This is a genomic window from Aeromicrobium sp. SP1, assembly GCF_055663785.1.
Genome location: NZ_JBQVVK010000001.1, coordinates 1,678,305 through 1,704,257 on the forward strand (window position 1 = coordinate 1,678,305; position 25,953 = coordinate 1,704,257).

At 71.5% G+C, this 25,953-nt stretch carries 26 protein-coding genes and 1 tRNA gene; 12 read left to right on the forward strand and 15 right to left on the reverse strand.

Annotation, left to right across the window (positions count from 1 at the left end):
* Window positions 1-18 precede the first annotated feature (18 nt).
* Complete coding sequence (locus ACT26F_RS08200) at window positions 19-399, reverse strand: response regulator (protein ID WP_471670025.1); 381 nt, start codon at window positions 397-399, stop codon at window positions 19-21.
* A gap of 57 nt (window positions 400-456) precedes the next feature.
* Here ACT26F_RS08200 and ACT26F_RS08205 point away from each other — a divergent pair.
* Window positions 457-528, forward strand: a tRNA-Arg gene (locus ACT26F_RS08205).
* A gap of 281 nt (window positions 529-809) precedes the next feature.
* On the opposite strand, the gene ACT26F_RS08210 is transcribed toward ACT26F_RS08205, so the two are convergent.
* Both ACT26F_RS08210 and ACT26F_RS08215 read right to left on the reverse strand, forming a co-directional pair.
* On the reverse strand, window positions 810-1,139 hold the full coding sequence (locus ACT26F_RS08210; protein WP_471670026.1) for a hypothetical protein: 330 nt from the start codon (window positions 1,137-1,139) through the stop codon (window positions 810-812).
* 452 nt (window positions 1,140-1,591) lie between these two features.
* On the reverse strand, window positions 1,592-1,987 hold the full coding sequence (locus tag ACT26F_RS08215; RefSeq protein WP_471670027.1) for an SHOCT domain-containing protein: 396 nt from the start codon (window positions 1,985-1,987) through the stop codon (window positions 1,592-1,594).
* A 210-nt stretch (window positions 1,988-2,197) separates the two neighbouring features.
* Between ACT26F_RS08215 and ACT26F_RS08220 the strand changes: the two genes are divergently transcribed.
* Entirely contained in the window at window positions 2,198-2,590 is a 393-nt protein-coding gene (locus ACT26F_RS08220; RefSeq protein ID WP_471670028.1) for a hypothetical protein, read from the forward strand.
* Here the strand turns inward: ACT26F_RS08220 and ACT26F_RS08225 are convergent.
* The 4 genes from ACT26F_RS08225 to ACT26F_RS08240 are packed head-to-tail and all read right to left on the reverse strand — an operon-like array spanning window position 2,580 to window position 5,978.
* Window positions 2,580-3,269, reverse strand: coding sequence for an anti-sigma factor family protein (locus ACT26F_RS08225; RefSeq protein ID WP_471670029.1), 690 nt, complete (start codon window positions 3,267-3,269; stop codon window positions 2,580-2,582). The genes ACT26F_RS08220 and ACT26F_RS08225 overlap by 11 nt on opposite strands.
* On the reverse strand, window positions 3,266-3,781 hold the full coding sequence (locus ACT26F_RS08230; RefSeq protein WP_471670030.1) for a sigma-70 family RNA polymerase sigma factor: 516 nt from the start codon (window positions 3,779-3,781) through the stop codon (window positions 3,266-3,268). Before ACT26F_RS08230 ends, ACT26F_RS08225 begins: the two co-directional genes overlap by 4 nt.
* The gene (locus tag ACT26F_RS08235; RefSeq protein ID WP_471670031.1) at window positions 3,778-5,418 is read right to left on the reverse strand and encodes an alkaline phosphatase family protein; all 1,641 of its coding nucleotides are present in this window, start codon (window positions 5,416-5,418) and stop codon (window positions 3,778-3,780) included. The genes ACT26F_RS08230 and ACT26F_RS08235 overlap by 4 nt, the downstream gene beginning before the upstream one ends.
* Window positions 5,415-5,978 carry a CDP-alcohol phosphatidyltransferase family protein gene (locus ACT26F_RS08240; protein ID WP_471670032.1) on the reverse strand — a complete coding sequence of 188 codons (564 nt, stop codon included), beginning with the start codon at window positions 5,976-5,978 and terminating at the stop codon, window positions 5,415-5,417. The genes ACT26F_RS08235 and ACT26F_RS08240 overlap by 4 nt, the downstream gene beginning before the upstream one ends.
* Window positions 5,979-6,053: 75 nt before the next feature.
* Between ACT26F_RS08240 and ACT26F_RS08245 the strand changes: the two genes are divergently transcribed.
* From ACT26F_RS08245 to ACT26F_RS08265, 5 genes are read left to right on the forward strand one after another with little or no spacing between them, the layout of a single operon-like run.
* On the forward strand, window positions 6,054-7,058 hold the full coding sequence (locus ACT26F_RS08245; protein WP_471670033.1) for a zinc-dependent alcohol dehydrogenase: 1,005 nt from the start codon (window positions 6,054-6,056) through the stop codon (window positions 7,056-7,058).
* Window positions 7,046-7,444 (forward strand): 6-pyruvoyl trahydropterin synthase family protein, encoded by a 399-nt coding sequence (locus tag ACT26F_RS08250; RefSeq protein WP_471670034.1) that lies wholly within the window; start codon window positions 7,046-7,048, stop codon window positions 7,442-7,444. The genes ACT26F_RS08245 and ACT26F_RS08250 overlap by 13 nt, the downstream gene beginning before the upstream one ends.
* Entirely contained in the window at window positions 7,441-8,469 is a 1,029-nt protein-coding gene (locus ACT26F_RS08255) for a glycosyltransferase family 4 protein (protein ID WP_471670035.1), read from the forward strand. The genes ACT26F_RS08250 and ACT26F_RS08255 overlap by 4 nt, the downstream gene beginning before the upstream one ends.
* Window positions 8,466-9,371: a lysylphosphatidylglycerol synthase transmembrane domain-containing protein gene (locus tag ACT26F_RS08260; RefSeq protein WP_471670036.1), complete on the forward strand. Its 906-nt coding sequence runs from the start codon at window positions 8,466-8,468 to the stop codon at window positions 9,369-9,371. The genes ACT26F_RS08255 and ACT26F_RS08260 overlap by 4 nt, the downstream gene beginning before the upstream one ends.
* Window positions 9,364-10,077 (forward strand): RibD family protein, encoded by a 714-nt coding sequence (locus ACT26F_RS08265; protein ID WP_471670037.1) that lies wholly within the window; start codon window positions 9,364-9,366, stop codon window positions 10,075-10,077. The genes ACT26F_RS08260 and ACT26F_RS08265 overlap by 8 nt, the downstream gene beginning before the upstream one ends.
* A gap of 6 nt (window positions 10,078-10,083) precedes the next feature.
* Here ACT26F_RS08265 and ACT26F_RS08270 read toward each other — a convergent pair whose 3' ends face one another.
* From ACT26F_RS08270 to ACT26F_RS08285, 4 genes are all read right to left on the reverse strand, one after another.
* Window positions 10,084-12,225 carry a thiamine pyrophosphate-dependent enzyme gene (locus ACT26F_RS08270; protein ID WP_471670038.1) on the reverse strand — a complete coding sequence of 714 codons (2,142 nt, stop codon included), beginning with the start codon at window positions 12,223-12,225 and terminating at the stop codon, window positions 10,084-10,086.
* A 45-nt stretch (window positions 12,226-12,270) separates the two neighbouring features.
* Window positions 12,271-13,074 carry an NAD(P)-binding domain-containing protein gene (locus ACT26F_RS08275; RefSeq protein ID WP_471670039.1) on the reverse strand — a complete coding sequence of 268 codons (804 nt, stop codon included), beginning with the start codon at window positions 13,072-13,074 and terminating at the stop codon, window positions 12,271-12,273.
* 31 nt (window positions 13,075-13,105) lie between these two features.
* A complete protein-coding gene (locus ACT26F_RS08280; protein WP_471670040.1) occupies window positions 13,106-13,999 on the reverse strand; it encodes a DUF5995 family protein in 894 nt (297 codons plus the stop codon).
* Window positions 14,000-14,077: 78 nt separating this feature from the next.
* On the reverse strand, window positions 14,078-14,812 hold the full coding sequence (locus tag ACT26F_RS08285; RefSeq protein ID WP_471670041.1) for an MBL fold metallo-hydrolase: 735 nt from the start codon (window positions 14,810-14,812) through the stop codon (window positions 14,078-14,080).
* A 100-nt stretch (window positions 14,813-14,912) separates the two neighbouring features.
* On the opposite strand from ACT26F_RS08285, the gene ACT26F_RS08290 reads away from it, so the two are divergent.
* The 3 genes from ACT26F_RS08290 to ACT26F_RS08300 all read left to right on the forward strand — a co-directional run bounded on the left by ACT26F_RS08290 (window position 14,913) and on the right by ACT26F_RS08300 (window position 19,527).
* A complete protein-coding gene (locus ACT26F_RS08290; protein WP_471670042.1) occupies window positions 14,913-15,359 on the forward strand; it encodes an OsmC family protein in 447 nt (148 codons plus the stop codon).
* Between the two features lie 176 nt (window positions 15,360-15,535).
* On the forward strand, window positions 15,536-19,345 hold the full coding sequence (locus tag ACT26F_RS08295) for a multifunctional oxoglutarate decarboxylase/oxoglutarate dehydrogenase thiamine pyrophosphate-binding subunit/dihydrolipoyllysine-residue succinyltransferase subunit (RefSeq protein ID WP_471670043.1): 3,810 nt from the start codon (window positions 15,536-15,538) through the stop codon (window positions 19,343-19,345).
* A gap of 8 nt (window positions 19,346-19,353) precedes the next feature.
* Window positions 19,354-19,527 (forward strand): DUF6104 family protein, encoded by a 174-nt coding sequence (locus ACT26F_RS08300; protein WP_471670044.1) that lies wholly within the window; start codon window positions 19,354-19,356, stop codon window positions 19,525-19,527.
* 14 nt (window positions 19,528-19,541) lie between these two features.
* Here the strand turns inward: ACT26F_RS08300 and ACT26F_RS08305 are convergent, their stop codons facing one another.
* The 3 genes from ACT26F_RS08305 to ACT26F_RS08315 form a co-directional block, all read right to left on the reverse strand.
* Window positions 19,542-20,513, reverse strand: coding sequence for a zinc-binding dehydrogenase (locus ACT26F_RS08305; RefSeq protein WP_471670045.1), 972 nt, complete (start codon window positions 20,511-20,513; stop codon window positions 19,542-19,544).
* An 80-nt stretch (window positions 20,514-20,593) separates the two neighbouring features.
* Entirely contained in the window at window positions 20,594-21,799 is a 1,206-nt protein-coding gene (locus ACT26F_RS08310; RefSeq protein ID WP_471670046.1) for an NAD(P)-dependent malic enzyme, read from the reverse strand.
* A 100-nt stretch (window positions 21,800-21,899) separates the two neighbouring features.
* Entirely contained in the window at window positions 21,900-22,316 is a 417-nt protein-coding gene (locus ACT26F_RS08315) for a hypothetical protein (protein WP_471670047.1), read from the reverse strand.
* Window positions 22,317-22,495: 179 nt separating this feature from the next.
* On the opposite strand from ACT26F_RS08315, the gene ACT26F_RS08320 reads away from it, so the two are divergent.
* Window positions 22,496-22,747, forward strand: coding sequence for a WhiB family transcriptional regulator (locus ACT26F_RS08320; protein WP_471670048.1), 252 nt, complete (start codon window positions 22,496-22,498; stop codon window positions 22,745-22,747).
* 3 nt (window positions 22,748-22,750) lie between these two features.
* Here the strand turns inward: ACT26F_RS08320 and ACT26F_RS08325 are convergent, their stop codons facing one another.
* Window positions 22,751-24,145: a sensor histidine kinase gene (locus ACT26F_RS08325; RefSeq protein WP_471670049.1), complete on the reverse strand. Its 1,395-nt coding sequence runs from the start codon at window positions 24,143-24,145 to the stop codon at window positions 22,751-22,753.
* Window positions 24,146-24,215: 70 nt separating this feature from the next.
* Between ACT26F_RS08325 and ACT26F_RS08330 the strand changes: the two genes are divergently transcribed.
* Complete coding sequence (locus tag ACT26F_RS08330) at window positions 24,216-25,910, forward strand: acetolactate synthase (protein WP_471670050.1); 1,695 nt, start codon at window positions 24,216-24,218, stop codon at window positions 25,908-25,910.
* The last annotated feature ends 43 nt before the right edge of the window (window positions 25,911-25,953 follow it).

A 25,953-nucleotide genomic window follows, 5' to 3' on the forward strand; every position in this document is an offset into this window, starting at 1 on the left:
CAAGGGTATCGGCGCGCGCTACCGGCGAGATTCGAGGACCCGTCGGACCGTCTCGACGAGGGCGTCGGGCTCGAACGGCTTGATGACGTACTCGTCGGCCCCGGCGGACTTGGCCCGGGTCAGGTCGATCTGCTGGCCCTGCGTCGACACCATGACGATCCCGATGCCGTCGTGCCGCGGGTCGGCGCGGATCCGCGCGATCGCCGTGACGCCGTCCATGCGCGGCATCATCATGTCCATCGTGATGACGTCGGGCAGCGTCTCCAGACGCGCCAGCACGTCGAGGCAGTCCTGACCGTCCTCGGCCTCGATGACCTCGAAGTCCGCCAGTTCGAGATTCGTGCGGATCAGGAACCGGATCGACGGCGTGTCGTCGACGATCAGGACGGTGGGGGGCACGAGGCCAACGCTACCGGTGCGCTACCGTTGGTGGTCGCGGTGTTCGCACCGCGAGCGGCCCCCGTAGCTCAGGGGATAGAGCACCGCCCTCCGGAGGCGGGAGCGCAGGTTCGAATCCTGCCGGGGGCGCCGCACAATATGCTTCGATTTGATCACAGCCGCCGTACCGACTGCTGAAGGTCTCGCGCGTAAGTTCGCCATTGTCTGCGCACGTCGCGAGTCGCGCTCGTCCGCCGAGGAAGTTCGATGGCCGAGCACTACCGTGCGGCGATTTGCGAATCTCCGGGCTCTGAAGGTCGTGCTACCGGCGCCGTAGATATCCGCGGAGCCATGCTGTCTCGCTCCGGGCCGGAATGAGACACCTCGCGTTGACCTTGAGCCATTCACCCCCCGCCCGTCCGAGGGCGACGTCAGTCGTCAAGACAGTCGACGGCTGCCTTCGCCTCGGCGGTCGTGAAGATATAGTCGCGCCACGTTCCGACCGGCGAATCGTCCTCGGCAGCCTCGCCCCAGGTGAACAGGTACCTCGCAACATGATCCGTCGCGATAATCGGACCGCTATCGACAGAGCCAGCAGCGAGTCGCGCATCCTGCGGGTCCTCGTCGTCGCCGACTTGAACGTCCACCGCAACCGCAACCGTGTACCCGAACTGTTGGTCCTCGTCCTTGAGAGGCACCGCATACCCCTTCACCACTGCGGTATCGGTGTGTTTCAAACCCTCGGCGATTGAGTCCAGCATGTCGGCACTGAGCTTCGTGCACTCGCTCGACTTCGGTTTCTTATCTGGCTCGCTCGTGTCGTTAGTCTCGGCCCCGCCACATCCCGTCGTAGTCAAAAGAAAGCCCACTCGCCATGAAAACCCCGATCATCCTCATGTTCGCAACGTAGATGGACCCGTCGGAGGCCCACAACAGGAGAAGTTGACCCGAATGGATTCGGGGCTCACGTGAGCGAGGACAAAAATGGCTTCCGACCCGAGACCTCAAGTGGACCCGCTCACTTGGGGAGTTGGGCGACAGGGCACTACCGACGTTTGACAGGACGCGCATGCCGCATCGTTCAGCCAAGCGCTTTACGACTCGTATTGGCGGTCCAGATTCACGAAAAAGAACGCCACCCGGGCGTCATACGCACCGCGGCCCTGGGGCCGCGATCCGCATGACGAACCCGGATGGCGTCGAGACGCGAGGGTCAGGCCAGGGCCTTGGCCTTCAGCGAGGCGAACTCGGCCTCGTCGATCACGCCGGAGTCCAGCAGCTGCTTCGCCTGGGCGATCTGCCCGGCCACGTCGGTCGAGGAACCTGCTGCCTGCCGGATGTACTCATCCTGCGCGGCCCGCATCTTGGCGGCCTCGGCGAGCTGGCGCTCGTTCATGCTCCGACCGCGGGCGATCAGGTAGATCAGCGCGCCGAGCCACGGCACGAAGATCAGCAGCACCGCCCAGCCCGCCTTGGCCCAACCGCTGAGCGAGGGGTCGCGGAACAGGTCGATGATGCAGCGGAACCACACCATGAGTGCGGCAAACCAGATGAAGAACCACAAGCTCCACAGAAGGACCTCACCGAAGTCCGTCGTCAAACTGTCCACCGTGCAACTCCTTGAACGCAGTGTGTGAAATGCCACCCGACAGCGTCGGGCAGCCACCATCATGCCCCGCGGCAGGGTGGTGTGCCCTCACCCCAGCGCGGGTGGACCCGCGCGCGTCGCCGTGACGGGTGAACGGTCCGGCGGCGCGCACCGTACTGCTCGATGAGGCCTGCAGCCCCGAGGGTCGGGACCGGGCCGACCGGAGTCATCATGAACCAGGTCAATCTGCCCCTGCGCATCGTCGCCGCCGTCGCGGTGCTCGTCTCGGCATACGTCCATCTCAAGCTCTGGCTCGACGGGTTCCGGGACGAGGACGTCGTCGGACCCGCCTTCCTGATGAACGTCGTCGCCGGCGTCGTGATCGCGATCCTGCTGCTGACGTGGCAGCACTGGATCCCGGCCTTCCTCGCCGTCGGGTTCGGCGTCTCGACGCTGCTGGCGTTCACGATCGCCACGCTGCCGAGCGGCCTCTTCGGCGTCCACGAGCACTGGCGCGGCACCTACACGTGGGCCGCCGCGATCTCGGAGGTCGTCGCGATCGTCGCGGGCCTGCTGTTGCTGTCCGCCCACCGGCGGCCGGTCGGCCGGCGCGTCAGCCGCTGACCCGGAGCACCGGGGTGTCGTCGGCGCGACGCACCTCGACCTCGGCGATCTCGTCGCGCTCCGCGGACGTCGCGGCAGTCAGGTGCATCGTGGCGCCGTCGACGCCACGCCAGGTCCCGACCTGCTCGACCTGCCCGTCGCGTGTGTGGACGATGAGCCGGTAGGTCTCCCCCGCCGGCTCCGACCCGCCGTCGTACCCGCCGCCGCTCGCGTAGGAGCACGTGAGGTCCAGGCGGGTTCCCCAGCGCACCGACTCGAGGGCCAGCGCTCCCTTGACCGGTGCACCACCGACCGTCGTCATCGCCACCGGCGTCGCGCCCGTCGCGGTGACGTCGGCGACGTCCCGACTCCCCCGGTCGGCGACGAGCGGGACCGCCACCGCGATCGCCGTCACGGCGGCCGCGGCGACCAGGGCGGCGACGAGCCGGCCACGACGGCGACGGCGTCGGACCCGCGCCGCGAGGGCAGGCAGGAGGGTCGCCGGGACCGGTTCCTCGGGCTCCTCGAGCACCTCCGGTCCGACCCGCGCCAGCAGCCCGGGCACACCGGCGAGTCGCCGCACGGCTCGCGAGCACTCGTCGCACGTGCCGAGATGGTGCTCGTACTCGCGGCGCTCCGCGGGAGTCAGTGAGCCCAGGACGTAGGCGCCGTCCCACCGCTCGTAGGCGCAGGGGTTCATCCGCCCACCCCCAACTCCTCGAGCGCGAGCCTCAACGCCCGCAGCGCGTAGTGCGTCCGCGACTTCACGGTGCCCTCGGGGACGCCGAGCCGCGCCGCCGCCTCGGCCACCGATCGACCCCCGTAGTAGCACTCCAGCAGGACGGCGCGGTGGTCGGCCGACAACGACGTCAGGGCCTCCGCGACGACCCACGACAGCAGCAGCCCCTCGGTCTCGTCACCGCGATCGCCGCTCTCGGGGACGTCGGCGACGCTGAGTTCCATGCGGCTCCGGCGGGTGCGCCACTCGTCGATCACGAGATGGCGGGCGACCGTGAACAGCCAGCTGCGCACCGCCGCGTCGGATCGCTCGAGCACCTCGCGATGACGCCACGCACGCATGAGCGTCTCCTGCACGACGTCCTCCGCGCGACCGCGATCGCGCGCCGTCAGCCCGAGGCAGTAGCCCCACAGCGCCGCGGCGTGCTCGTCGTGCAGGCGTCGCATCAGCGCGACGTCGTCGTCGGTCGTCATCGCCCCTCCCCTCGGGAGAGCTCTCGGCTCGGACTGTACGCCGCCACGAACCGGTCCCGGAACGCATCCATCCGCCACACGGGCGCGTCGGGGCTCGGGTGCAGCCCCGCCTGCCAGCCCCAGTCGTCGAGCGCCGCGAGGACCTTGGGGTCGTGGGCGAGCACCGTGACGGGCACGTCGCGGCCGGGATCGCGCCCAGACACGATCGTCGCCGGCTGGTGGTCGCCGAGGACCACCAGGACCGTGTCGTCGTCGGCATACCGGCGCACCCACGAGCCGAGCGCCGTCAGCGTGTACTCGATCGACTCGCCGTAGGCGGACCGCACGGTGCTCGCGTCGCGCCACGTCTGCGCCCGGCTGCGGCCCTGCTCGGGCATGCCGTCGAACTCCGACCCGTCCCCGACGTCCGGCCACGGGATCATCCTCGGCAGCGGCGCCCACGGCGCGTGGGAGGAGATGAGGTCGATCTCGGCGAACACCGGGGGTCGACCCGACCCCGCCAGCTCGCGCTGCGCGAACGCCTCGAGCGTGTACTGGTCGGGCATCGTCGCGTAGCCGAATCGCGGACCCGCGTAGCCCAGGTCCCGCGAGTCGTACACCCGCGCGTAGTCGTAGAACTCGCCCTGGGGCCAGTCGTGCGTGTTCGCCGGCACGACCCCGACCGTGCGCCAGCCGGCCCGGCCGAACAGGTCGCTGAGGGTCAGGCGCGATCCCGTGACCAGGACGTCGTACCGGCGCTGGGAGTCGACCCACAGTCCCGACTGGATCGACGCATGCGCGAGCCAGCTGCCGGCGCCGAAGGTGGGTGAGGTGAGGAACGCACTGCGACCCGCGAACCCGCTCGCCTCGAGCTGCGTGGCCTGCTGGTCGAGGACCGCTCGGACTCCCGGCGCCATCACGGAGTCCTCGAGCGCGACCCGGCCGTAGCTCTCGACGAACACCAGCAGGAGGTCCTTGCCCCGCAGGGCGCCGAACAGGTCGCCTCCGGAGACGCCGGCGAGCGGGTCCTCGCGCGCGGCGCGGGCGAACTCGCGCTGGTCCGCCAGTCCCGCCGGGATGCCGGCGACCTCGTCGTACACGTACGACGAGGCCGAGGCGGTGGTCGCCGGGAGACCGAAGAGGGCCAGCACGGCGATCGCGGACCACGCCACGGCGAGGCCGCGCCCCGCCCCGCGGCGGTGCTCCCGGACGACGCGACCACCGCGGACGAGCGCCACGGGCACGAGCACCAGGACGACCGCGGCCGCCAGCACGGCGAACACCGTGAGCCCGACCGCCGCCGCGGATCCGAGCGAGTCCTCGACGACGCCGACCGCCGAGCCGAGGTAGCCCCAGTCGACGAGCAGGTCGAAGGGCCGGTCGAGCACCTCGTAGAACCCCACGTCGAGCACCTTGAGCACCGCGACGAGACCCACGACCGCCCCGACGAGCACGGCCACGACCGTCCACCACCGGTGAGGCAGCAGCCACGCGAGGCTCGCGAGCACGACGAGCTCGAGGGGCAGGCGCGCGAACGCACCGAGGGACCACGCACTCCACTGGTCGGGCGCCACGAGCGCGAACCAGACCACCGCGAGCGCGACCCCCGCCGCGAGACCCTGCAGGACCCGGGAGACCGGGACCGAACGCGCGCTCATGGTGCGACCGTCCGGTGTCGGGCGAGCCAGCGGACCTGGTGCCAGAAGGACTCGGCGAGCAGTCCGAGGGCGACCAGCAGGAGCAGCCTCACGGGTCCCGGCGCGAGCACTCCCGAGACCGCGACCGTGAGGGCGACCCCCTGGAAGACGGCGACCACCTTGGCCCACCAGCGCACGGGGACCGGTCGACGCAGCCAGGGCAGGACCAGCGTGGCCGCACCGAGCAGGTACCGGGCCGCACCGATGAGCAGCACCCACCAGCCGATCGACGGGGCGACAGCGAGGCTCAGCACGAGGATGAGCAGCGCGTCGACCTCCATGTCGAAGGCGGCCCCGAACTCCGACTCCGTACCCGTCCGGCGGGCCACGTGGCCGTCGACGCCGTCGAGGACCAGCGCCGTCACCGCCAGCACGACCACGAGGACCGCGGGGGTGCCGGCCACGACGAGCGCGGCCACGACCGCCACGAGCACGGCACGCGCCCCCGTGACGAGGTCCGCCGGACCCGGGCGGACGACGCGCGTCGGGACGACGACGGATTGAACCGGACGAGCTCGCACCTCGTACCTCCCATCACCAGCACAGACGTGTCGGCGGCCACTCCGGTTCAATCCGGGGTCGCCCGAGGAGGCCCGATGGACGACCACGCCCGCGCCTTCTGGGTGCGCGCGCCGGGCATCGGCGAGATCCGCGAGGTCGCGGTCACTCCCCCGGGTCCCGGCGACGCCCGGGTGCGCACCCTCCACTCGGCGGTCAGCCGCGGGACCGAGACGCTCGTGTTCGGCGGCCACGTGCCGGCGACGCACTGGGAGCGGATGCGCGCACCGTTCCAGGAGGGCGACCTCCCGGGCCCCGTGAAGTACGGCTACCTCAACGTCGGCGTCGTCGAGCAGGGCCCGGACCCCCTCGTCGGCCGCACGGTGTTCTGCCTCTTCCCGCACCAGACCTCCTACGTCGTGCCGGCGTCCGCACTGACGGTCGTGCCCGACGGCGTGCCGCCGATGCGTGCCGTGCTCGCCGGGACGGTCGAGACGGCCGTGAACGCCGCGTGGGACGCCGGCCCGCGGGTGGGCGACCGGGTCGCGGTCGTCGGCGCGGGCATGGTCGGCTGCTGCGTCGCACGGTTGCTCGCGCTGATGCCGGGCGTGCGCGTCACCCTCGTGGACGTCGACCCGACCCGCGCGGAGGTCGCCGACGCCCTGGGAGCCCGATTCGCGACACCCGACGACGCCGCCGAGCGCTCCGGGGGCGACCTCGACCTCGTCGTGCACGCCAGCGCGACGTCGGCGGGCCTGCAGACGAGCCTCGACCTGCTCGGCTTCGAGGGCGTCGTCCTCGACCTCAGCTGGTACGGCGACGCCGTCACGCACGTGCGACTCGGCGCGGACTTCCACGACCGCCGACTGCAGATCCGGTCGAGCCAGGTGGGCTCCGTGGCGGCGGCCCGGCGCAGTCGCCGCACGCCCGCGCAGCGCCTCGAACTGGCGATGGAGCTGCTGCGCGACGACGCCTTCGACGTCCTGCTGAGCGGGTCCTCCCCGTTCGACGAGCTGCCGCAGGTCCTCGCCGACCTGGCCCGGGGCGACCTCCGCGCCCTGTGCCACACCATCGACTACGAGGAGTCGCCGTGTTCACCGTGACCGTCCGGGACCACCTGATGATCGCCCACAGCCTGCGTGGCGACGTGTTCGGTCCGGCCCAGCGCCTGCACGGCGCGACGTACGTCGTCGACGCCACCTTCCGGCGGGACGGCCTCGACGAGCACGGCATCGTCCTGGACATCGGGCGCGCGACCGAAGCGCTGCGGGCGGTCGTGGCCGACCTGACGTACCGCAACCTCGACGAGGAGCCGGCGTTCGCCGGGACGAACACGACGACCGAGGTGCTGGCACGGCACATCGCCGACCGGCTCGCGGAGCAGGCGCGTGCGGGAGCCCTGGGCGTGGGGCCCGGCGACCTCGCCGCGATCGGCGTGGTGCTGCACGAGTCCCACGTCGCGTCGGCCGGATACGAGCGGGCGCCGTGAGCGTCCACGTCGTCGTGCCGGAGGGCTTCGACGATCCGGGGCGGCCCAGTGGCGGGAACCACTACGACGCCCGGATCATCGAGGGCCTCGTCGCCCGCGGTCGCGACGTCGTCACCCAGCGCTCGTCCGCGACCCGACTCGACGCCACGCTCCAGCGCGCCGACGACGGCGACACTTTGGTGGTCGACGGCCTGCTCGCGACGCGGGCACCGAGCGCACTCGAGACCCACGCGGGCAGGCTCCGGCTCGTCGGCCTGCAGCACCAGGCCTTCGGCGCCCAGCCGGCCGAGACCGGCGGCGCCGACCTCGCCGACGCGGAGCGCCGCGCCCTGCGCTCCTGCACCGCCGTCGTGGCGACGAGCGCCTGGACCGCGTCCCGGCTCGTCGCGCTGCACGGTCTCGACCCACGCCTCGTCCACGTGGCGACCCCGGGCACCGATCGGGCGCACCTCGCCTCCGTGACGCCCGAGGGCTCGCGCCTGCTGTGCGTCGGCGCGCTGACCCCCGCGAAGGGACAGGCCGTGCTGCTCGAGGCGCTCCGGCGCCTCGCGAGCCTCGAGTGGACGTGCACCGTCGTGGGATCGACCGCCGTCGACCCGGACTTCGCCGACGACCTGGCCCGCCTCGCGCCCTCGGGCGTCACCCTCACCGGCGCGATGGACCGTGGCGCGCTGTCACGGGCCTACGCCTCCGCCGACCTGCTCGTGCATCCGACCCTCGGCGAGGGCTACGGCATGGTGGTCGCCGAGGCCCTCGCCCGCGGCCTGCCCGTCGTGGCGAGCGACACCGGCGGCGTGCCCGAGTCGCTCGGATCACCCGCCGCGGGCATCCTCGTCCCGCCCGGCGATCCGTCGGCCCTGACGGCGGCACTCCGCCGCTGGCTCACCGACCCGGCGCTCCGGGCGCGCCTGCGGGATGGTGCCCGCAGGCGCCGCACGACACTCGACGACTGGGACCGGACCGTCACCGAGATCGAGCGAGTGCTGGACGCGGTCGCCTCCCGACCGGCGGAGGTGCCGCGATGACGCGCGAGACGGCGTGGCGGATCGCCCGGCCCGCGCTGGCGCTCACCCTCGTCGCGGTGCTGGCCTGGCGACTCGGGGCCGGCCCCTTCCTCGACGGTCTCCGCCTCGTCGACGCCCGCGTCCTGACGATCGCGCTGGTCGTCGGCGCGGGCACGACGCTGTGCGCCGCCCACCGGTGGCGGCTCGTCACCGCCGGTCTGGGCACCCACCTCGACCTGACGACGGCGGTCGCCGCGTCGTACCGGGCACAGTTCCTCAACGCGACCCTGCCCGGCGGCGTGCTCGGCGACGTCCATCGCGGACTACGGCTCGGTCGGGAGGACGGCCACCGGGCTCGCGGGTTGCGGGCGGTCGGCTGGGACCGCGCCCTCGGCCAGGTCGTCCAGGTGACCCTCACCGTCGCGGCCATCGCGGTCCTGCCGGGTCCGTTCGGGCTGCACGGCCCGATGGTCGCCGTGCTCGTCACGGTCGTCGCGGTGGCGGCCTGCCTCGCCACGCGGCGGGTCCGCCGAGTCGTGCTGGCCGACCTGCGCTCGCTGGCCGCGGGACGCCGCGGGATCGGGATCGTCGCAGCGAGCGCCGCCGCGGTCGCCGGCTACGTCGCGATGTTCCTCGCCGCCGCCTGGGCGACCGGTGTCCACGCGCCCGTGGGGCGGCTCGTGCCGATCGCCCTGCTGGTCCTCGTCGCGATGGCGGTCCCCGTGAACATCGCCGGCTGGGGCCCGCGGGAGGGCGTCGCCGCGTGGGCCTTCGCCCTCGCTGGTCTCGGCGCCTCCACCGGCGTCACGGTCGCCGTCGTCTACGGCGTCATGTCGATCGTGGCGACCCTTCCGGGCGCCGTCGTTCTCGCGGCCGACTCGAGTCCACGACGTCCGACCGCCCACGGAGCGCCTCATGGCTGACGCGACCAGCCGTCCGTACACGGTGCTCAGCTGCGGCATGTCCCTCGACGGGTACCTCGACGACTCCGGGGACGAGCGGCTCGTGCTCTCCAACGCCGCGGACCTCGACCGGGTCGACGAGGTCCGTGCGTGGGCCGACGCGATCCTCGTCGGTGCCCGGACGGTCCGGCGGGACGATCCGCGCCTGCTGGTCCGCAGCCCCGAGCGACGGCGACGACGCATCGCGCAGGGTCGGCCCCCGTCCCCCACGAAGGTCACCATCACCGAGCGGGGCGAGCTCGACGTTACCGCGAACTTCTTCACCGCCGGGCCGGCCGCGAGGCTCGTGTACTGCGCGACCCCCAAGGCCGACGGGTTGCGGGCACGCCTCGCGGACCTGGCCGAGGTCGTCGACGTGGGGTTCCCCGTGGGCCTGGACGACGTCGTCGACGACCTCGGCGCCCGCGGCGTGCGGCGGCTCATGGTCGAGGGCGGGGGAAGCATCCACACGCAGTTCCTCACCCACGGGCTCGCCGACGAGCTCCACCTCGTCGTGGCCCCGTTGTTCGTCGGTGACTCGCGGGCGTGCCGGTTCGTCGGCGACGGGGCCTTCCCGTGGGACGACCGGCACCGCGCCCGGCTCGCCGGAACCCGCACGCTCGGCGACGTCGTGCTGCTGCGCTACGCGCTCTCCGACCGGTTCGGGGACGGTCCGCCGGACGGATGAGCCCGTTCAGGACTGCACGAGAGCGCGTGCCGCGTCGACGATCTCCTGCTCGCCGAGCACGACGGTGTCGGCGGCCGGGCCGAGCGGGATGAAGCTGTCGGCGCTGGACACGCGCGCGATCCGGCCCGCGTAGCCGCTCTCGACGAGGGACGTGACGACGCCCTCGCCAACACCGCCGGCACGACGGGTCTCGTCCACGACAAGGACACGGTCGAACCCGCGGCACGCCTCGGCGAGGGCGGCCTCGGGCAGCGGCACGAGCCAGCGCAGGTCGATCACGGTCGCCTCGACGCCCTGCTCGCGCAGGGTCTCGGCCGCGCGCAGGCCCAGGTAGGTGCCGTTGCCGAACGTCACGAGGACGACGTCGCCGCCGTCACCGTACGTCCCGATCTCACCGGGCCGGACGAAGCCGCCGGCCTCGTCGGGCGCGGGCAGCGATGCGGTCCAGAGCCCGTCGCCGTCGGTGTGCAGGTCGCGGGTGTGATACCTCGCGATCGGCTCCAGGAACACGCACACGCGACCCTGTCGGGCGAGCTCGAAGCACGCTCGCAGCAGGCCCGGGGCGTCGGCGGGATGGTTCGGCACGGCCAGCACGATGCCGGGAATGTCACGCAGCACGGCGACGGAGTTGTCGTTGTGGAAGTGCCCGCCGAACCCGCGCTGGTACGCCAGTCCGGCGACCCGGACGACCATCCCGTTGCGGTACTGACCCCCGGAGAAGAACGCGAGCGACGCCGCCTCGCCTCGCAGTTGGTCCTCGGCGTTGTGCAGGTAGGCGAGGTACTGGATCTCCGGGATGGGCACGAATCCGGCGAGCGCGGTGCCCAGCGCCGTGCCGAGGACCGTCTGCTCGTCCAGCAGGGTGTCGAAGACGCGCAGGCCACCGAACCGCTTGCGCAGCCCGCGGGTCACGCCGTAGACGCCGCCCTTGATCGCGACGTCCTCACCGAAGAGCAGCGCCTCGGGCCGCTCCTCGAGCAGTTCGGCCAGCGTCGCGTTGACGGCCTGGGCCAGGGTGAGCCGGGCGTCGTCGGGGACCGGTGCGCCCGGGCGCTCCGGCGCGGAGATCGCGGGCAGCTCGAGCGGCGCCATCACCGAAGCGCGCGTGTCCAGGTGCGCCTCCGCCAGCACCGCCTCGGCCTCGGTCGCGACGGTCGATCGCATGCGCTCGTACTCAGCGAGCGCCTCGGCGCCGGACATCGCCCCCGCACCCACGAGCACCCGCGCCGTGGCCACGAGTGGGTCGCGTTCGTGGTCGGCCTCGATCTGGCGTGGCGTGCGGTAGGCGATCTCCGCGTCCGAACCGGCGTGGCCCATGAACCGCACGGTCCGCAGGTGCAGGACCGACGGCCTGCGCGTCGCGCGCACGGCCTCGACCGCCGCACCCGTGACCTCCAGCAACGCCAACGGGTCGTCACCGTCGACCGTGCGGTACTCGACGCCCGACAGGCCGGCCAGCATCGCGTCGGGCCAGCCCGGCGGGGAGGCCGTGCTGATGCCGATGCGGTTGTCCTCGCACACGAACAGCACGGGGCAGTCCAGCCCGCGATGGGTCAGGTACGCCGCGGCGTTCAGCGCGCCGAGAGCCGTCGAGTGGTTGACCGAGGCGTCGCCGAAGCTGCACAGCACCACGGCGTCCGTGGGCCAGGCCGTGTGCCGGCCGGCCGCTCGCGCGAACTCCAGCCCGAGGCCCAGGCCGACAGCACGCGGCAGGTGCGACGCGATCGTGGACGTCTGGGGCACGATGCTCAGCGCCGGATGACCGAACACCTTGTGCCGGCCGCCCGACATCGGGTCGCTGCGGGCGCTGACGAGGCTGAGCAGGATCGCCCGGACGGGGTTGGCCATCTCGGCCTTCGCCGCCCGCGCCGCGTACAGCGCCCCCGAGCGGTAGTGCAGCAGCGCCGGGTCGGTCACCCGCGAGCGCAGGCCGAGCGCCGCGTTGCTCTCGTGGCCGGCCGAGCCGATCGTGTAGTGCCCACTGCCGCGGGCCTGCAGCCACCGCGCGGCGTGGTCGAGGTGCCGGCTCTGCACCTGCGCGGCGAACAACGCGCGCAGCTCGGCGACCGTCCCCTCGTCGAGCGCGGCTCCGGCGTCCTCGGGGAGCGCGGGCAGCGTGCGCACGACGTATTCGTCGATCGACTCCATGGGAAAGCCCTAGCACGCTCGCGACGGGAAGTGGGGGAAACCGCGTCAGTCCTGCGTGAGTCGGTTCCCGCGGACCGACTCGAGCCCACGGTCGAGTCCCTCGGCGACCGCGTCGAACACGCCCGCCGTCCGCAGGTGGTCCGCGAACCGCTCGTTGAGTCCGCCGGGCGTCGCGTGGGCCGCCGCCAGCGCGACCGGATCGGGGGCATCGCGCAGCTCGTGCGCCGTCTCGGCGAAGATCCCGCCCAGCAGCCCGACGACCTGTTCGCGCGCGAGGCCCTGCGCCGTCAGCCAGTCCGCGACCACTCCCACGTACTCGAGGTGGGCCGCCACGGTCGCCGACGCCACGGAGACCCCGTCGACGTCGGTCTCGGACGCCAGCGCGATCACGCCCCCCAGCGGCTCGAACACCGCGCGGGCCGCGTCGGTCGCGGGAAAGACCGGCGTCGCCACGGCCCGGCGCGCGACACCCACGTGCGGGATTGCGCGCGCGACCGGCGCGGCAGGACCCACGAGCGCAGTCAGTTGGGCGATCGAGAGCGCGGCCATGACGCTGACGACCGCCTGGTCCGGACCGAACCGCAGCGGTGTCACCGTGCGGACGGCGTCCTGGGGTCGGACCGCCAGGACGATCGTCCGCGCGCGGTCGGCGAGCGACTGGTTGTCCGGGTCGACCTCGACGTTCGCGAAGGTCGCCGCGAGCCGGGCCGACCGCTCGGCACTGCGTCCCGACACCACGATCGTGGGCGCGTCCGGACTGGTCGACAGGCCCGTGACGATCGCCTCGCCCAGCGCGCCGACCCCCAGCACGGCCAGGTCGAAGGGGCGGTCTGCTGCGCTCGAGGTCACCGGAGCATCGTCGCAGACCCGTCCGGCCCGATCAGATCAGCTTCGCCGCGGCGAGCAGGTCCGAGACTCCCTCGGCCGTCGCGTACGTGCCCTGCATCGCCACCGTCGAGGCGAGCACCTTCCACGGATTCTGCAGGCCGAGCCCGTAGGCGAACGCCACGGTGCGGATGCCCTGGAAGAGCAGCGTGGTGGTGATGCCGCGACCCGCGACCGCGTCGAGCTTGTCGCCGAAGGCCCACAGGTGGAAGAACTCGGTGAGGTCCGCGCCGTACGTGGCCTTCAGCTCGCCACCGATCGCCTCGGTGACCTGCTGCAGCAGGGCGCCGATCGAGTAGTAGTCGTCGAAGTTCGACGTCGTCGTGCCGGTGGCCGCGATGGATGCCGGGAAGTCGAGGATCAGGTGGGCGTCGAGGCCGGCCATGGCCACCCGGCCGGGACGGACCGAGCAGTCCGCGGCCTGGCGGTAGAACGTGCGCCAGGCCGAGGGAATGGTCGAGCCCGTCACGCTGGCGTGCAACGCCGCGAGGTAGCGGACGAAGAACTCCTCGCTGACCGCGGTCACCCAGGCGGGATCGTCGTAGGCGCCGGTGTCGGCGAGGGCGGGGACGGCCTCGCGCAGGATGTTGCGGTAGAAGAGCGCGAAGATCCCTCGTCGGTCACCGCGGTCGACGAGCAACGGGGTGATCCGCTCCATCCGCGCCCGGCCGTCGGCCAGTCCCGTGAGCGTGCCGGTGTCGCTCAGCGTGGCGAGCTGCTGCCGCTCGGCGGCCGAGTACGACGCGATGCCGACGCACGTCCCGCTGACCTCGACCTTCGGCAACGGCGCCGGGGCCGCGGACGCGGACGCGGACTGACCCGTGAACGCCAGCGACGCCGCGACCACCGTGGCGGCCAGGAACCCTCGCACGACATGCATCCGTCCCATGACGCTCTCCCTCGGCATCGGCCGGTACAGCCCGGCACGGGAGCATTAAACCGCAGTTACACCTGAGCGCGTCAAGCCTCACGCACGCAGTGCCTGCGCGACGGCCTCGGCGATCGGCATCCGCAGCGCGGGGCCGTGGCCGGGCAGGACGAGGTCGGCGTCGAGGCCCGAGAGGTCCGGCAGGGTGCGGCGCAGCTGCGCGACGTCATGGTGGAAGAAGCCGTCGATCGCCTGGGGACCCTCGACGGCACTGAGCGAGTGGCCGGTGACGAGCGCGTCGCCGGTCGCGATCGCCCGCTGGGCCGGGAAGTACCACGCCGTGTGGCCGGACGTGTGCCCGGCGAGCGGGACGGGCACGGGCGACCACGGGACATCGAGCGGCCGGCCCGGCGTGACGGCCTGCGGGTGCTCGGCGCGCGGATGCTGCGAGCCGCCCAGCCGCGCGATCCGCAGGCCCCAGCGCAGCACGCGCGGCCGCCAAGAGCGCACGAGCACGTCGAGGGCCGTGGCGCTCTCGACCTGCTCGCCACGCAACATCGGCAGCTCCTGCGCACCGGCCAGCACGCGTGCGCCCTGCGCCTCGAGACGTGGCATCGATCCGGTGTGGTCGACGTGGTTGTGGGTGACGAGCAGCGCCTCGACCTGCGACATCGAGGCTCCCGCGCGACGCACGGACTCCTCCACGAGCGCGGCCTGGCCCGGGTACCCGCAGTCCACGAGCGCGACCCGGTCGCCCTCGACCAGGACGATCCAGTTGACGACGTCGGTGCGCGCGAACCAGATTCCGTCCGCGACCTCGGTGATCTCCAGCACGGCTCGACGATAGACCCGTGCGGATCCGGTGGATCGTGACTAGCGTCGGAAGCGGGCCACCGGCCCACAGCCCTGCACACCAGAACCTCAGGAGGTCTCCATGCCCACGCGCACCGCACGCACTGCCTGGGACGGCGGGTTCGAGGATGGATCGGGTCAGGTCGAGCTCACGTCGTCCGGTCTGGCCACGTTCGAGGTCTCGTTCCCCAAGCGCTCGTCCGAGGACGGGGGTGGAGCGACCAACCCCGAGGAGCTGATCGCCGCCGCGCACTCCTCGTGCTACACGATGCAACTCACCGCGCTGCTCGGCCAGGCGGGCGCGACGCCCATCTCGGTCGAGACGACCGCGGAGGTCTCGCTCGGGCCCGATCCGGACGGCGGCTTCAAGATCCCGCGGATCGCGCTCACCGTGCGCGCCGAGGTCGAGGGCATCGACGAGGCCGGCTTCCTCGAGATCGCCGAGGAGGCGAAGGCCACGTGTCCCGTGAGCAAGGCCCTCGACGGGGTCGACGACATCACGCTCGACGCCGCGCTCGAGACCGACTGACGCAGCCCGTGCGACGAACCGTGTGACACGCGCCACACGGTTCGTCGCACGGCGACGACAACCCACGACGCATTGCCCGACCTGCCTGCGATCGGCTTCGTCGTCGCGTTAGGCTGTCATGAGTCCCACCGTGCGCGAAATGCGCCAGCAATACTTCGGAAGAGGCGATTCAGGCCGTGGCCGAGTCCTCCCCCATCGCGACGAAGAACGACGCGAACCACCCCGATTTCGGCAGCAACGAATGGCTCGTCGAAGAGATGTACGAACGCTTCAGCTCCGACCCCGCGTCGGTGGACGTGAAGTGGGCGACCTTCTTCCGCGAAGGGGGGTACGGATCCAACGGTGCGTCCGATCACGGCACGACCAAGGCGGCCGAGCCGGTGGCCCAGCAGCAGGCTCATGAGACGAGCGCTCCGGCGACCCCGGCCAAGAGCCCCGCCTCGCGCGCCGCGGAGGAGAAGAACCCGCCGTCGCCGGCCGTCGCGCCGGCCGCGCCGAACGCCAACGCCACGAACGCGCCGGCCGCCAAGGCCACTCCGCAGCCGGCCAAGGCCACGCCGCCGGCCCGGCCCGCCGCGAAGGCCGCTCCGGCGAAGCCCGCCGCGAAGGACGAGACGCCCTCCGGGCCCGGCGAGGTCGAGAAGATCGTCCTGAAGGGCGCCGCCGCCCGCACGGCCGCCAACATGGACGCCAGCCTCACGGTGCCGACCGCGACGAGCGTTCGCTCCGTGCCGGTCAAGCTGCTCTTCGACCAGCGCGTCGTCATCAACAACCACCTCGCCCGCGCCCGAGGCGGCAAGGTGTCGTTCACGCACCTCATCGGCTTCGCCGTCGTCCAGGCGATCAAGTCGATGCCCGAGATGAACACCGGGTTCGAGTACAACGAGGCCGGCAAGCCGGTCCAGCTCAACCCCGAGCACGTCAACTTCGGCCTCGCGATCGACGTGCAGAAGGCCGACGGTTCGCGTCAGCTGCTCGTGCCGAACATCAAGGCCGCCGAGACGATGGACTTCGCGCAGTTCTGGCGCGGCTACGAGACCATCGTGCGCAAGGCGCGCGACAACAAGCTCGAGGTCGTCGACTTCCAGGGCACGACCGTCAGCCTGACCAACCCCGGCGGCATCGGCACGAACCACTCGGTGCCGCGCCTCATGTCCGGTCAGGGCGTCATCATCGGCGTCGGCTCGATGGAGTACCCGCCGGAGTTCCAGGGCGCCTCCGACGACACGATCGCGCAGATGGCCGTGTCGAAGATGATGACCCTCACCTCGACGTACGACCACCGCGTCATCCAGGGCGCGCAGTCCGGCGAGTTCCTGCGCCGCGTGCACCAGCTGCTGCTCGGCGAGGAGGGTTTCTACGACAAGATCTTCCGGTCGCTGCGCATCCCCTACGAGCCGATCCGCTGGGCCAAGGACATCTCGGTCAGCCACGACGACGACGTCGACCGCCAGGCGCGCGTCCTCGAGCTGATCCACTCGTTCCGCGTGCGCGGCCACCTGATGGCCGACACCAACCCGCTCGAGTACCGCCAGCGCACCCACCCCGACCTCGACATCGAGTCGCATGGGCTGACCCTGTGGGACCTCGACCGGGAGTTCCCGGTCGGCTCGTTCGGCAAGGCGTCGGGCAAGCGCTTCATGAAGCTGCGCGAGATCCTGGGCATCCTGCGCGACTCGTACGTGCGCACGATGGCCGTCGAGTACATGCACATCCAGGAGCCGCAGGAGCGTCAGTGGTTCCAGGAGCGCATCGAGCGCCCGCACGTGAAGGAACCGCGTGAGGAGCAGCTGCGGATCCTGCAGAAGCTCAACCAGGCCGAGGCCTTCGAGACGTTCCTGCAGACGAAGTTCGTCGGTCAGAAGCGGTTCAGCCTCGAGGGCGGCGAGACGATGGTCCCGCTGCTCGACGAGATCGCCGAGGCCGCGGCCGCCGACGGCCTCGAGGAGGTCTGCATCGGGATGGCCCACCGCGGCCGTCTCAACGTGCTGGTCAACATCGCCGGCAAGGACCCCGCGCAGGTGTTCCGCGAGTTCGAGGGCAACATCGACCCGCGCACCGTCCAGGGCTCCGGTGACGTCAAGTACCACCTGGGCGTCGACGGCGAGTTCACGTCGGTGCACGGCGACAAGATCAAGGTCTCGGTCGCGGCGAACCCGTCGCACCTCGAGGTCGTCGATCCCGTGCTCGAGGGCATCGCCCGCGCCAAGCAGGACGTGCTGAACCGCGGCGAGGAGTTCCCGGTGCTGCCGGTGCTCGTCCACGGCGACGCGGCGTTCGCGGGCCAGGGAGTCGTCGCCGAGACGCTCAACCTGTCCCAGCTGCGTGGCTACCGCACGGGCGGCACGATCCACGTGATCGTCAACAACCAGGTCGGCTTCACGACCAGCCCCGCCTCGTCGCGCTCCTCGACCTACTGCACCGATGTCGCGCGGATGGTCCAGGCGCCGATCTTCCACGTCAACGGCGATGATCCCGAGGCGTGCATCCGCGCCGCGCAGCTGGCCTACGAGTACCGTCGCGCGTTCAACAAGGACGTCGTGATCGACCTGGTCTGCTACCGCCGTCGCGGTCACAACGAGGGCGACGACCCGAGCTTCACCCAGCCGCTGATGTACGACACGATCGAGCAGAAGAAGTCGGTGCGCAAGCTCTACACCGAGGCGCTCGTCGGTCGTGGCGACATCACGCTCGAGGAAGCCGAGGAAGCCCTCAAGGACTACCAGAAGCTGCTCGAGCAGAACCTCGCGAAGGTCAAGCAGGCCGAGCATGACAACACCGACTACTCGCGCACCCCGGACTACCCGGACAAGCCGTACGAGCGGGTGCTGGTGACGTCGGTCAGCCCCGACACCCTCAAGGCGATCGCCGACTCGTACACGAACGTGCCGGACGGCTTCACGGTCCACCCGAAGGTGCTGCCCCAGCTGCAGCGCCGGGCCGCGTCGATCACGGCCGGCCCGATCGACTGGGGCACGGGCGAGATCATCGCGATGGGCTCGCTGCTGACCGAGGGCCGTCCCGTGCGCCTCGTCGGCCAGGACTCACGTCGTGGCACGTTCACGACCCGCTTCGCGACGATCATCGACCGCACGAACGCCGAGGAGTGGACTCCGCTGGCGCACGTGGCCGAGGACCAGGCGACGTTCTACGTCTACGACTCGCTGCTGAGCGAGTACGCCGCGCTCGGCTTCGAGTACGGCTACTCGGTCGCGCGGCCCGAGGCGCTCACGATGTGGGAGGCCCAGTTCGGCGACTTCGTCAACGGCGCCCAGTCCGTCATCGACGAGTACATCAGCGCCGGTGAGACCAAGTGGGGTCAGAAGTCGGGCGTCGTCCTGCTGCTGCCGCACGGTCACGAGGGCCAGGGCCCCGACCACTCGTCGGGCCGCATCGAGCGCTTCCTGACGCTCGCCGCGAACGACGAGTTCACGGTCGCCCAGCCGTCGACGCCCGCGTCGTACTTCCACCTGCTGCGCCGCCAGAACCTCGAGGCCGAGCACCGTCCGCTGATCGTCTTCACCCCGAAGTCGATGCTGCGCAACAAGCAGGCGACGTCGCAGCCCGAGGACTTCACCTCCGGCTTCTTCCGCAAGGTGATCGGCGACGCCACGGTCGATGCCGACAAGGTCGAGCGCGTCGTGCTGTGCTCGGGCAAGATCACGTGGGACCTGGTCGCCGAGCGCAAGGAGCGCGAGGGCGACTCGTCCCGCACGGCGATCATCCGGCTCGAGCAGCTGTACCCGCGTCCGCTCGAGGAGATCAAGGCCGAGCTCGCGAAGTTCCCGAACCTGCGCGAGCTGCGCTGGGTCCAGGACGAGCCCGAGAACCAGGGTCCGTGGCCGCACGTCGCGCTGCACCTGCGCGATGCGTTCGACGTGCCGATGACGCAGGTCACCCGGCCCGAGTCGTCGGCGCCCTCGGTGGGCTCGCACTCGGTGCACGTGGCCGAGTCCCGCGACCTGATGAACCGCGCGTTCGCCTGAGGCACACGGTGTACTTCACCGACCGTGGGATCGAGGAGCTCTCGGCCCGCCGCGGCGAGGAGGAGGTCTCCTTCGCGTGGCTGGCCGAGCAGTTCTCGGTCTTCGTGGACCTGAACCCCGAGTTCGAGGTACCCGTCGAGCGGCTGGCCACGTGGCTGGCCCGCCTCGACGACGAGGACTGAGCGCGCCGGAGACCTCAGGGGCGGGTCAGGACGATCTTGCCGAAGACGTCGCCGTCGACGACCCGCTGCAGACCCTCGGCGGCGTTCTCCATCGGGATCTCGGCGTCGATGAGCGGCTTCGTGCCGGTCACGGCGAGGAACTCGGCGAGCCGGCGCAGCTCGTCGCGGGTGCCCATCGTCGAGCCGTGGACGCGCATCTGCTGGAAGAAGATCCGGGTCAGCTCGGCATGAGTGGGCGCGTCACCCGAGGTGGCGCCCGCGATGACGAGGGTGCCGCCGGGACGCATCGACTTGATCGAGTGCGACCACGTCGCCGCACCGACGGTCTCGATGACCGCGTCGACCTTGACCGGCAGACGGGCGCCGGACTCGAACGCCTCGTGCGCGCCGATCTCGACAGCCTTGGCGCGCTTGTCCTCGTCGCGGCTCGTGGCGAAGACCCGGAAGCCGGCCGCGCGAGCCAGCGTGATCGCCGCCGTCGCGACCCCGCCACCGGCGCCCTGCACCAGCACGGCGTCGCCCGGACGGAGGTCGGCCTGCGTGAACAGCATCCGGTAGGCGGTCAGCCATGCCGTCGGCAGCGTCGCGGCCTCGGCCAGCGACAGGCCCTCGGGCTTGGCGATGACGTTGCGGCGCGGGACGGCGACCTTCTCGGCGAAGGTGCCCTGGTACCGCTCCGAGAGCAGCGAGCGGCGCGGATCGAGCGTCTCGTCGCCGACCCAGTCCGGGTCGCTGATGACGGCGTGCACGATGACCTCGTTGCCGTCCTCGTCGAGACCGGCCGCGTCGCAGCCCAGGATCATCGGCAGCGACTCGTCCCGCAGGCCGACGCCGCGCAGGCTCCACACGTCGTGGTGGTTGATGGAGGCCGCCTTGACCGTCACGGTCGTCCAGCCGTCAGGGACGTGCGGGTCGGGCCGCTCCCCCACGACGAGACCCTTCATCGGGTCCTTCGGATCCATGGACTGGGCGTAGACGGCGAACAACGGGATCTCCTCAGGTCGTGGACGAGCCGTGATCGACCCTAGCCGCTGCCGATCGGGTCAGCTCCACGGGTGGCGGGTCCTCAGTACGGGCGGCGGGCGAGACCGTCGCGGCGTGCGGTGTCGGTGACGGCGCGCGCGACGGCCTGCGAGACACGCGGGTCGAACGGCGACGGGACGATGTACGCCTCCGTGAGCTCGTCGTCCGAAACCAGGTCGGCGATCGCGCGGGCGGCCGCCAGCTTCATCGACTCCGAGATCGCGGTGGCGCGCACGTCGAGCGCGCCACGGAAGATGCCCGGGAAGACCAGCACGTTGTTGAGCTGGTTCGGGAAGTCCGAGCGACCCGTGGCGACGATGCGCGCATGGCGCGCGGCGACGTCGGGGTGGACTTCGGGGTTCGGGTTGGCCAGCGCGAAGATGATCGCGTCCGGGGCCATCCGCGCCACGGCCTCCTCGGGGATCGTGCCGCCGGAGACGCCGATGAAGACGTCGGCGCCGTCGAGGGCCTCGGCGACCGTTCCCGGCCTCGCCCAGCCGGCGGTCGCCTCGGCGAGCCACTCCTTGACCTCGTTGAGGCCGTCGCGACCCGGCACGATGACGCCCGTGCGGTCGACGACGCTGATCTTGCGGACGCCCGCGGAGCGCAGGATCTTCGTGATCGCGACACCGGCAGCGCCGGCGCCGGAGATGACGACCTTGATCTCGTCAGGCTCGCGTTCGGTGAGCCGCAGCGCGTTGTAGAGGCCGGCCAGGACGACGACGGCCGTGCCGTGCTGGTCGTCGTGGAAGACCGGGATGTCGAGGCGCTCGATGAGCCGCCGCTCGATCTCGAAGCAGCGCGGGCTCGAGATGTCCTCGAGGTTGATGCCGCCGAACGTCGGCGCGAGCCGCACGATCGTCTCGACGATCTCGTCGGTGTCGGTGGTGTCGAGGGCGACGGGGATCGCGTCGACGGCGCCGAACTGCTTGAACAGGATGGCCTTGCCCTCCATGACGGGCATGGCGGCGGCCGGGCCGATGTCGCCGAGCCCCAGGACCGCGGTGCCGTCGGTGACGACGGCGACCGTGTTGGAGACCCACGTGTACTCGTGGGCGACCTCGGGATCCGCGGCGATGGCCTCGCAGACGCGAGCCACCCCCGGGGTGTACGCGAGGGCCAGGTCGTCGGCGTTCACGAGCGACACCGACGCGCTGATACTCATCTTGCCTCCGCGGTGCAGCGCGAAGACGGGGTCGTCGTGGTCGGTGAGCGTCATGAGCAGATCAGGGTCGGTGTGGATGGCCATGCTTCCTCGGAGCAGCGTGTACGTCGGACGGCGCCGGTCCGGCTGCCGGTGCGGTGCGTGTGCCGCGGGGAGGACGGGGTGTGCCCCGCCGACCAGTCTGTCACACGCCGTTCTCGGGGCCCGCCTCGGCAGGGCGGTCGGCGAGGGCCCGGCGAGCGGCGCGCGTCGCGAGGCACGCGAGCACCACGACCGCCGATCCGGCGATCACGGCGCCGACCACGCGGTTGTCCCCCGTGTTGGGATCGGGGTGGCGCAGCGACCAGGCCAAACCCAGGCCGATCAGCTGGGTCACGACGACCGGTCCCCGTGCCCCGTGCAGCCCGCGCGCGAGACCGAGCGCCGCCGCGAGCAGGCCCAGCCCCAGCAGCAGCAGGACCAGGGCGATCCCGAGCCCCAGACCGACCCGGTCGGAGGCGAGCCCCGTCAGGTCGGCGACCGCGAGGCCGAGGAACGCCAGCGCCTGCAGGGCGACGACGACGGCCGCGATCGTGAGCGGGACCCGAGCGCTGGTGGACACGGCCACAGGCTAGCCGTAGCGACGAATTCAAGGATTAGGAGGCGTTTTCGCATGTGACATATCCGACAAGGTCACGTGCATTTAACGCTTGTCATGTCGTTGAAACCTTGAAAACATAGACGAAGTGGCGTGCCGCGGCATGCCCACCCCCCTCTTCTCGGTCCAAAGGAGTCATCGGCATGGATTGGCGTCATCGTTCGGCGTGTCTGGACGAGGATCCCGAGCTGTTCTTCCCCATCGGGAACACGGGTCCTGCCATTCTCCAGATCGAGGAGGCGAAGCTCGTGTGTCGTCGCTGCGACGTGCGCGAGCAGTGTCTCCAGTGGGCGCTCGAGTCCGGTCAGGACCATGGCGTCTGGGGCGGTCTCAGCGAGGACGAGCGTCGCGCGCTCAAGCGCCGCAACGCCCGGGCCCGCATTCGCACCGCCTGATCCCTACACGCTGAACGCGATCGTGACCGTCGTCCCTCCGGACGGCGGGGTCTCGTAACTCAGCTCCCCCGCCAGTTCGCCCTGGACGAGCGTCGAGACGATCGACAGCCCCAGGCTCAGCGTCGGGTCGAAGTCGTCCGGCAGTCCGCGACCGTCGTCGCTGACACGCAGCCGGATCCGGTTGCGAATCCGGTTCACCGCGAGCGTCACCCGCCCACCCTCGGACCCGAAGGCGTGCTCCGCGGCGTTCTGCACCAGCTCGGTCAGGACCATCGCGAGCGGCGTGGCCACCCCACCGGGCAGCAGTCCGAACGAGCCGATCCGCTCGGCCTTGACCGCGCCCCCGCCCACGTCGAGCACCGTGCGCAACAAGGTGTCGGCGATCGCGTCGAACTCGACGGTCTCGTCGAACGACTGACTGAGCGTCTCGTGCACGAGCGCGATCGATCCCACCCGACGCTCGGCCTCCTTGAGCGCGTCGCGTGCGGCGGGCATGTCCATCCGACGGCTCTGCAGGCGCAGCAGCGCCGCGACGGTCTGCAGGTTGTTCTTGACTCGGTGGTGGATCTCGCGGATCGTCGCATCCTTCGAGACAAGTTCGCGGTCGCGCAGGCGCAGCTCCGTCACGTCGCGCAGCAGGATCAGTGAGCCGGAGGGCCCGCCGTCGCCGCGCAGCGGGATGATCCGCAGCAGCATCGAGGCGCCCTGCCCGACGATCTCGGCCTCGGAGTCGCCGGCACCGAACAGCGCGGCGAACGGCCGGTCGGCATTCGGGCCGATCAGCGCGCTCGTGACCTCGATGAGGTCGCTGCCGGCCAGGTCGCCGACATGCCCCATCCGCCGGTAGGCCGACAGGGCGTTGGGGCTGGCGTACGCGACCAGTCCCGCGGCGTCCGTGCGGACGAATCCGTCCCCGACGCGCAGCGAGTCAGCGAGGTCGGACGTCGCGCCGGGCAGCGGGAACTCGCCCCGCCGGATCATCGCGAACAGCTCGTCGCTGGCGAGCCGGTAGGCCGATTCGAGCGCACCCGCGGCGCGCCGCTCGGCCGCGGGCCGGCGGCGCACCACCACGCCGATGCGCCGACCGCCGAACATGACGGGGACGGCGGCGAGCGAGACCTCGGTGCCGTCGTGCAGGGTCTCGCGCGCGAGTGAGGTCACGTCCCGTGGGACGAACGTGCCGACGATGTCCTCGAGCAGCGTCGTCGGACCCGTCGTGGGCCGGACCTGGGCCGCCGCCCACATCCCCTTGGCCTCGGCGTCGTCGACCCACAGGACCAGGTCGCTGAAGGCCAGGTCCGCCACGATCTGCCAGTCCGTGACGAGCGACTGCAGCCGCGCGACCTCGGGCCGCGAGAGCGCGGTCTGCGAGTCGGCGATGTCGTCGAGCGAAGGCACGGAACCGAGCCTACGGCGCAGTGCACCCTCCCCGTCCCGGCGAACCTGACTCACGGGTAACCTGCGTCACATGACTGATGACCAGACGGCACCGGCTGACGCGACGCTGCCCGAGCCCACCGGCCCCCACGGCGGCCATCACGCGCTCGACGTCGCGCGCGCGCACGGCGTCGAGGCGATGTTCACCCTCTCGGGCGCCCACATCTTCCCGATGTACGACGCGGCGGTGAAGTCCGATCCGCCCATGCCGATCATCGACGTGCGGCACGAGCCCTCCGCGGTCTTCGCCGCCGAGGCCATCGGCAAGCTGACGCGCACGCCGGGTCTGGCCGTGCTCACCGCGGGTCCCGGCGTGACGAACGGCGTCAGCCCCGTCGCGCAGGCGTACTTCTCCGGCTCCCCGCTCGTCGTCGTGGGCGGTCGCGCCCCGGCCGCGACCTGGGGCACGGGCACGCTGCAGGAGCTGGACCACCCGCCGATCTTCGAGTCGATCTCGAAGTTCTCGTCGACGGCCCGCACGCTGGCCGACATCGCCCCGGTCGTCGACGAGGCGTTCACGCTCGCCGGCTCGTCACACCGCGGACCCGCGTTCGTCGACGTCCCGATGGACGAGTTCTTCAACTCGGGCCCGGTCGGTCACACCGCTTCCGGCGCCACGCCGGCCGCGATCGAGCCCGACGGCGACGAGATCGCGCGGATCGGTCGACTGCTCGCCGACGCGAAGCGCCCCGTCCTGATCCTGGGCACCGACGTGTGGGCCGACCACGCCGAGGAGGCCGCCCTGCGGTTCGTCGAGGAGACCGGGATCCCCGCGATCGCCAACGGCATGGGTCGCGGCATCGTGCCCGGTGGCCACGCGAACCTCGTCACGAAGGCGCGTTCGCGCGCGCTCGGCCTGGCCGACCTCGTGATCGTCGTGGGCACTCCCCTGGACTTCCGTCTCGGCTTCGGCCGGTTCGGCGGCAAGGAGGGCAACGGTCCCGCCACGACCGTGCACGTCGCGGACTCCCCCGGTCAGCTCTCGACGCACGCCGAGCTCGGCGCGTCCGTCGCGGGCGATCTCACGCAGGTCTTCGACGGTCTGCTCACCGCGCTGCAGGCCGCGACCCGTCGTCCCGACTGGACGCCGTGGCTGGGCGAGCTGCAGGACGTCGTCGCCCAGGCGGTCGAGCGGGATCGCACGATCCTGACGTCGGAGTCCGACCCGATCCACCCGGCGCGCATCTACGGCGAGCTGCTGCCGCGGCTGGCCGACGACGCCGTCGTGATCGGCGACGGCGGCGACTTCGTGTCGTTCGCCGGCAAGTTCGTCGAGCCCGCGCGTCCCGGCGGTTGGCTCGATCCCGGTCCCTACGGCTGCCTCGGTGCGGGTCTCGGCGCGGCGATGGCCGCCCGGATCGCGCGACCGTCGAGCCAGGTCGTGCTGCTCTTCGGTGACGGCGCGGCGGGCATGAGCCTGATCGACGTCGACACCCTCGTGCGCCACAACCTGCCCGTCGTCATGATCGTCGGCAACAACTCCGCGTGGGGCCTGGAGAAGATGCCGATGCAGATGCTCTACGGCTACGACGTCGCCGCCGACCTCGCGCCCAACACGCGCTACGACCTGGTCGTCACGGCGCTCGGCGGCGGTGGCGAGTTCGTCACCGACCCGAACGAGATCGGCCCGGCGATCGACCGCGCCTTCGCCTCGGGCGTTCCGTATCTGGTCAACATCGCGACGGACGTCAACGCGCAGTACCCCCGCGCGACGATGGGCGTCTGACCGAAGCCGCTGGCAGTGAGGTTCGAGGGGTGTTCTCGGCGAT

What these genes read in the sequence shown, in the direction of transcription:
- ACT26F_RS08290 (WP_471670042.1), top strand. Translation starts at nt 14,913, where the DNA reads ATGCCCACGCGCACCGCACGCACTGCCTGGGACGGCGGGTTCGAGGAT.
- ACT26F_RS08220 (WP_471670028.1), top strand. Translation starts at nt 2,198, where the DNA reads ATGAACCAGGTCAATCTGCCCCTGCGCATCGTCGCCGCCGTCGCGGTG.
- ACT26F_RS08310 (WP_471670046.1), bottom strand. Translation starts at nt 21,799, where the DNA reads ATGGCCATCCACACCGACCCTGATCTGCTCATGACGCTCACCGACCAC.
- ACT26F_RS08270 (WP_471670038.1), bottom strand. Translation starts at nt 12,225, where the DNA reads ATGGAGTCGATCGACGAATACGTCGTGCGCACGCTGCCCGCGCTCCCC.
- ACT26F_RS08225 (WP_471670029.1), bottom strand. Translation starts at nt 3,269, where the DNA reads ATGAACCCCTGCGCCTACGAGCGGTGGGACGGCGCCTACGTCCTGGGC.
- ACT26F_RS08230 (WP_471670030.1), bottom strand. Translation starts at nt 3,781, where the DNA reads ATGACGACCGACGACGACGTCGCGCTGATGCGACGCCTGCACGACGAG.
- ACT26F_RS08265 (WP_471670037.1), top strand. Translation starts at nt 9,364, where the DNA reads ATGGCTGACGCGACCAGCCGTCCGTACACGGTGCTCAGCTGCGGCATG.
- ACT26F_RS08320 (WP_471670048.1), top strand. Translation starts at nt 22,496, where the DNA reads ATGGATTGGCGTCATCGTTCGGCGTGTCTGGACGAGGATCCCGAGCTG.
- ACT26F_RS08210 (WP_471670026.1), bottom strand. Translation starts at nt 1,139, where the DNA reads ATGCTGGACTCAATCGCCGAGGGTTTGAAACACACCGATACCGCAGTG.
- ACT26F_RS08245 (WP_471670033.1), top strand. Translation starts at nt 6,054, where the DNA reads ATGGACGACCACGCCCGCGCCTTCTGGGTGCGCGCGCCGGGCATCGGC.
- ACT26F_RS08235 (WP_471670031.1), bottom strand. Translation starts at nt 5,418, where the DNA reads ATGAGCGCGCGTTCGGTCCCGGTCTCCCGGGTCCTGCAGGGTCTCGCG.
- ACT26F_RS08330 (WP_471670050.1), top strand. Translation starts at nt 24,216, where the DNA reads ATGACTGATGACCAGACGGCACCGGCTGACGCGACGCTGCCCGAGCCC.
- ACT26F_RS08260 (WP_471670036.1), top strand. Translation starts at nt 8,466, where the DNA reads ATGACGCGCGAGACGGCGTGGCGGATCGCCCGGCCCGCGCTGGCGCTC.
- ACT26F_RS08280 (WP_471670040.1), bottom strand. Translation starts at nt 13,999, where the DNA reads ATGGGACGGATGCATGTCGTGCGAGGGTTCCTGGCCGCCACGGTGGTC.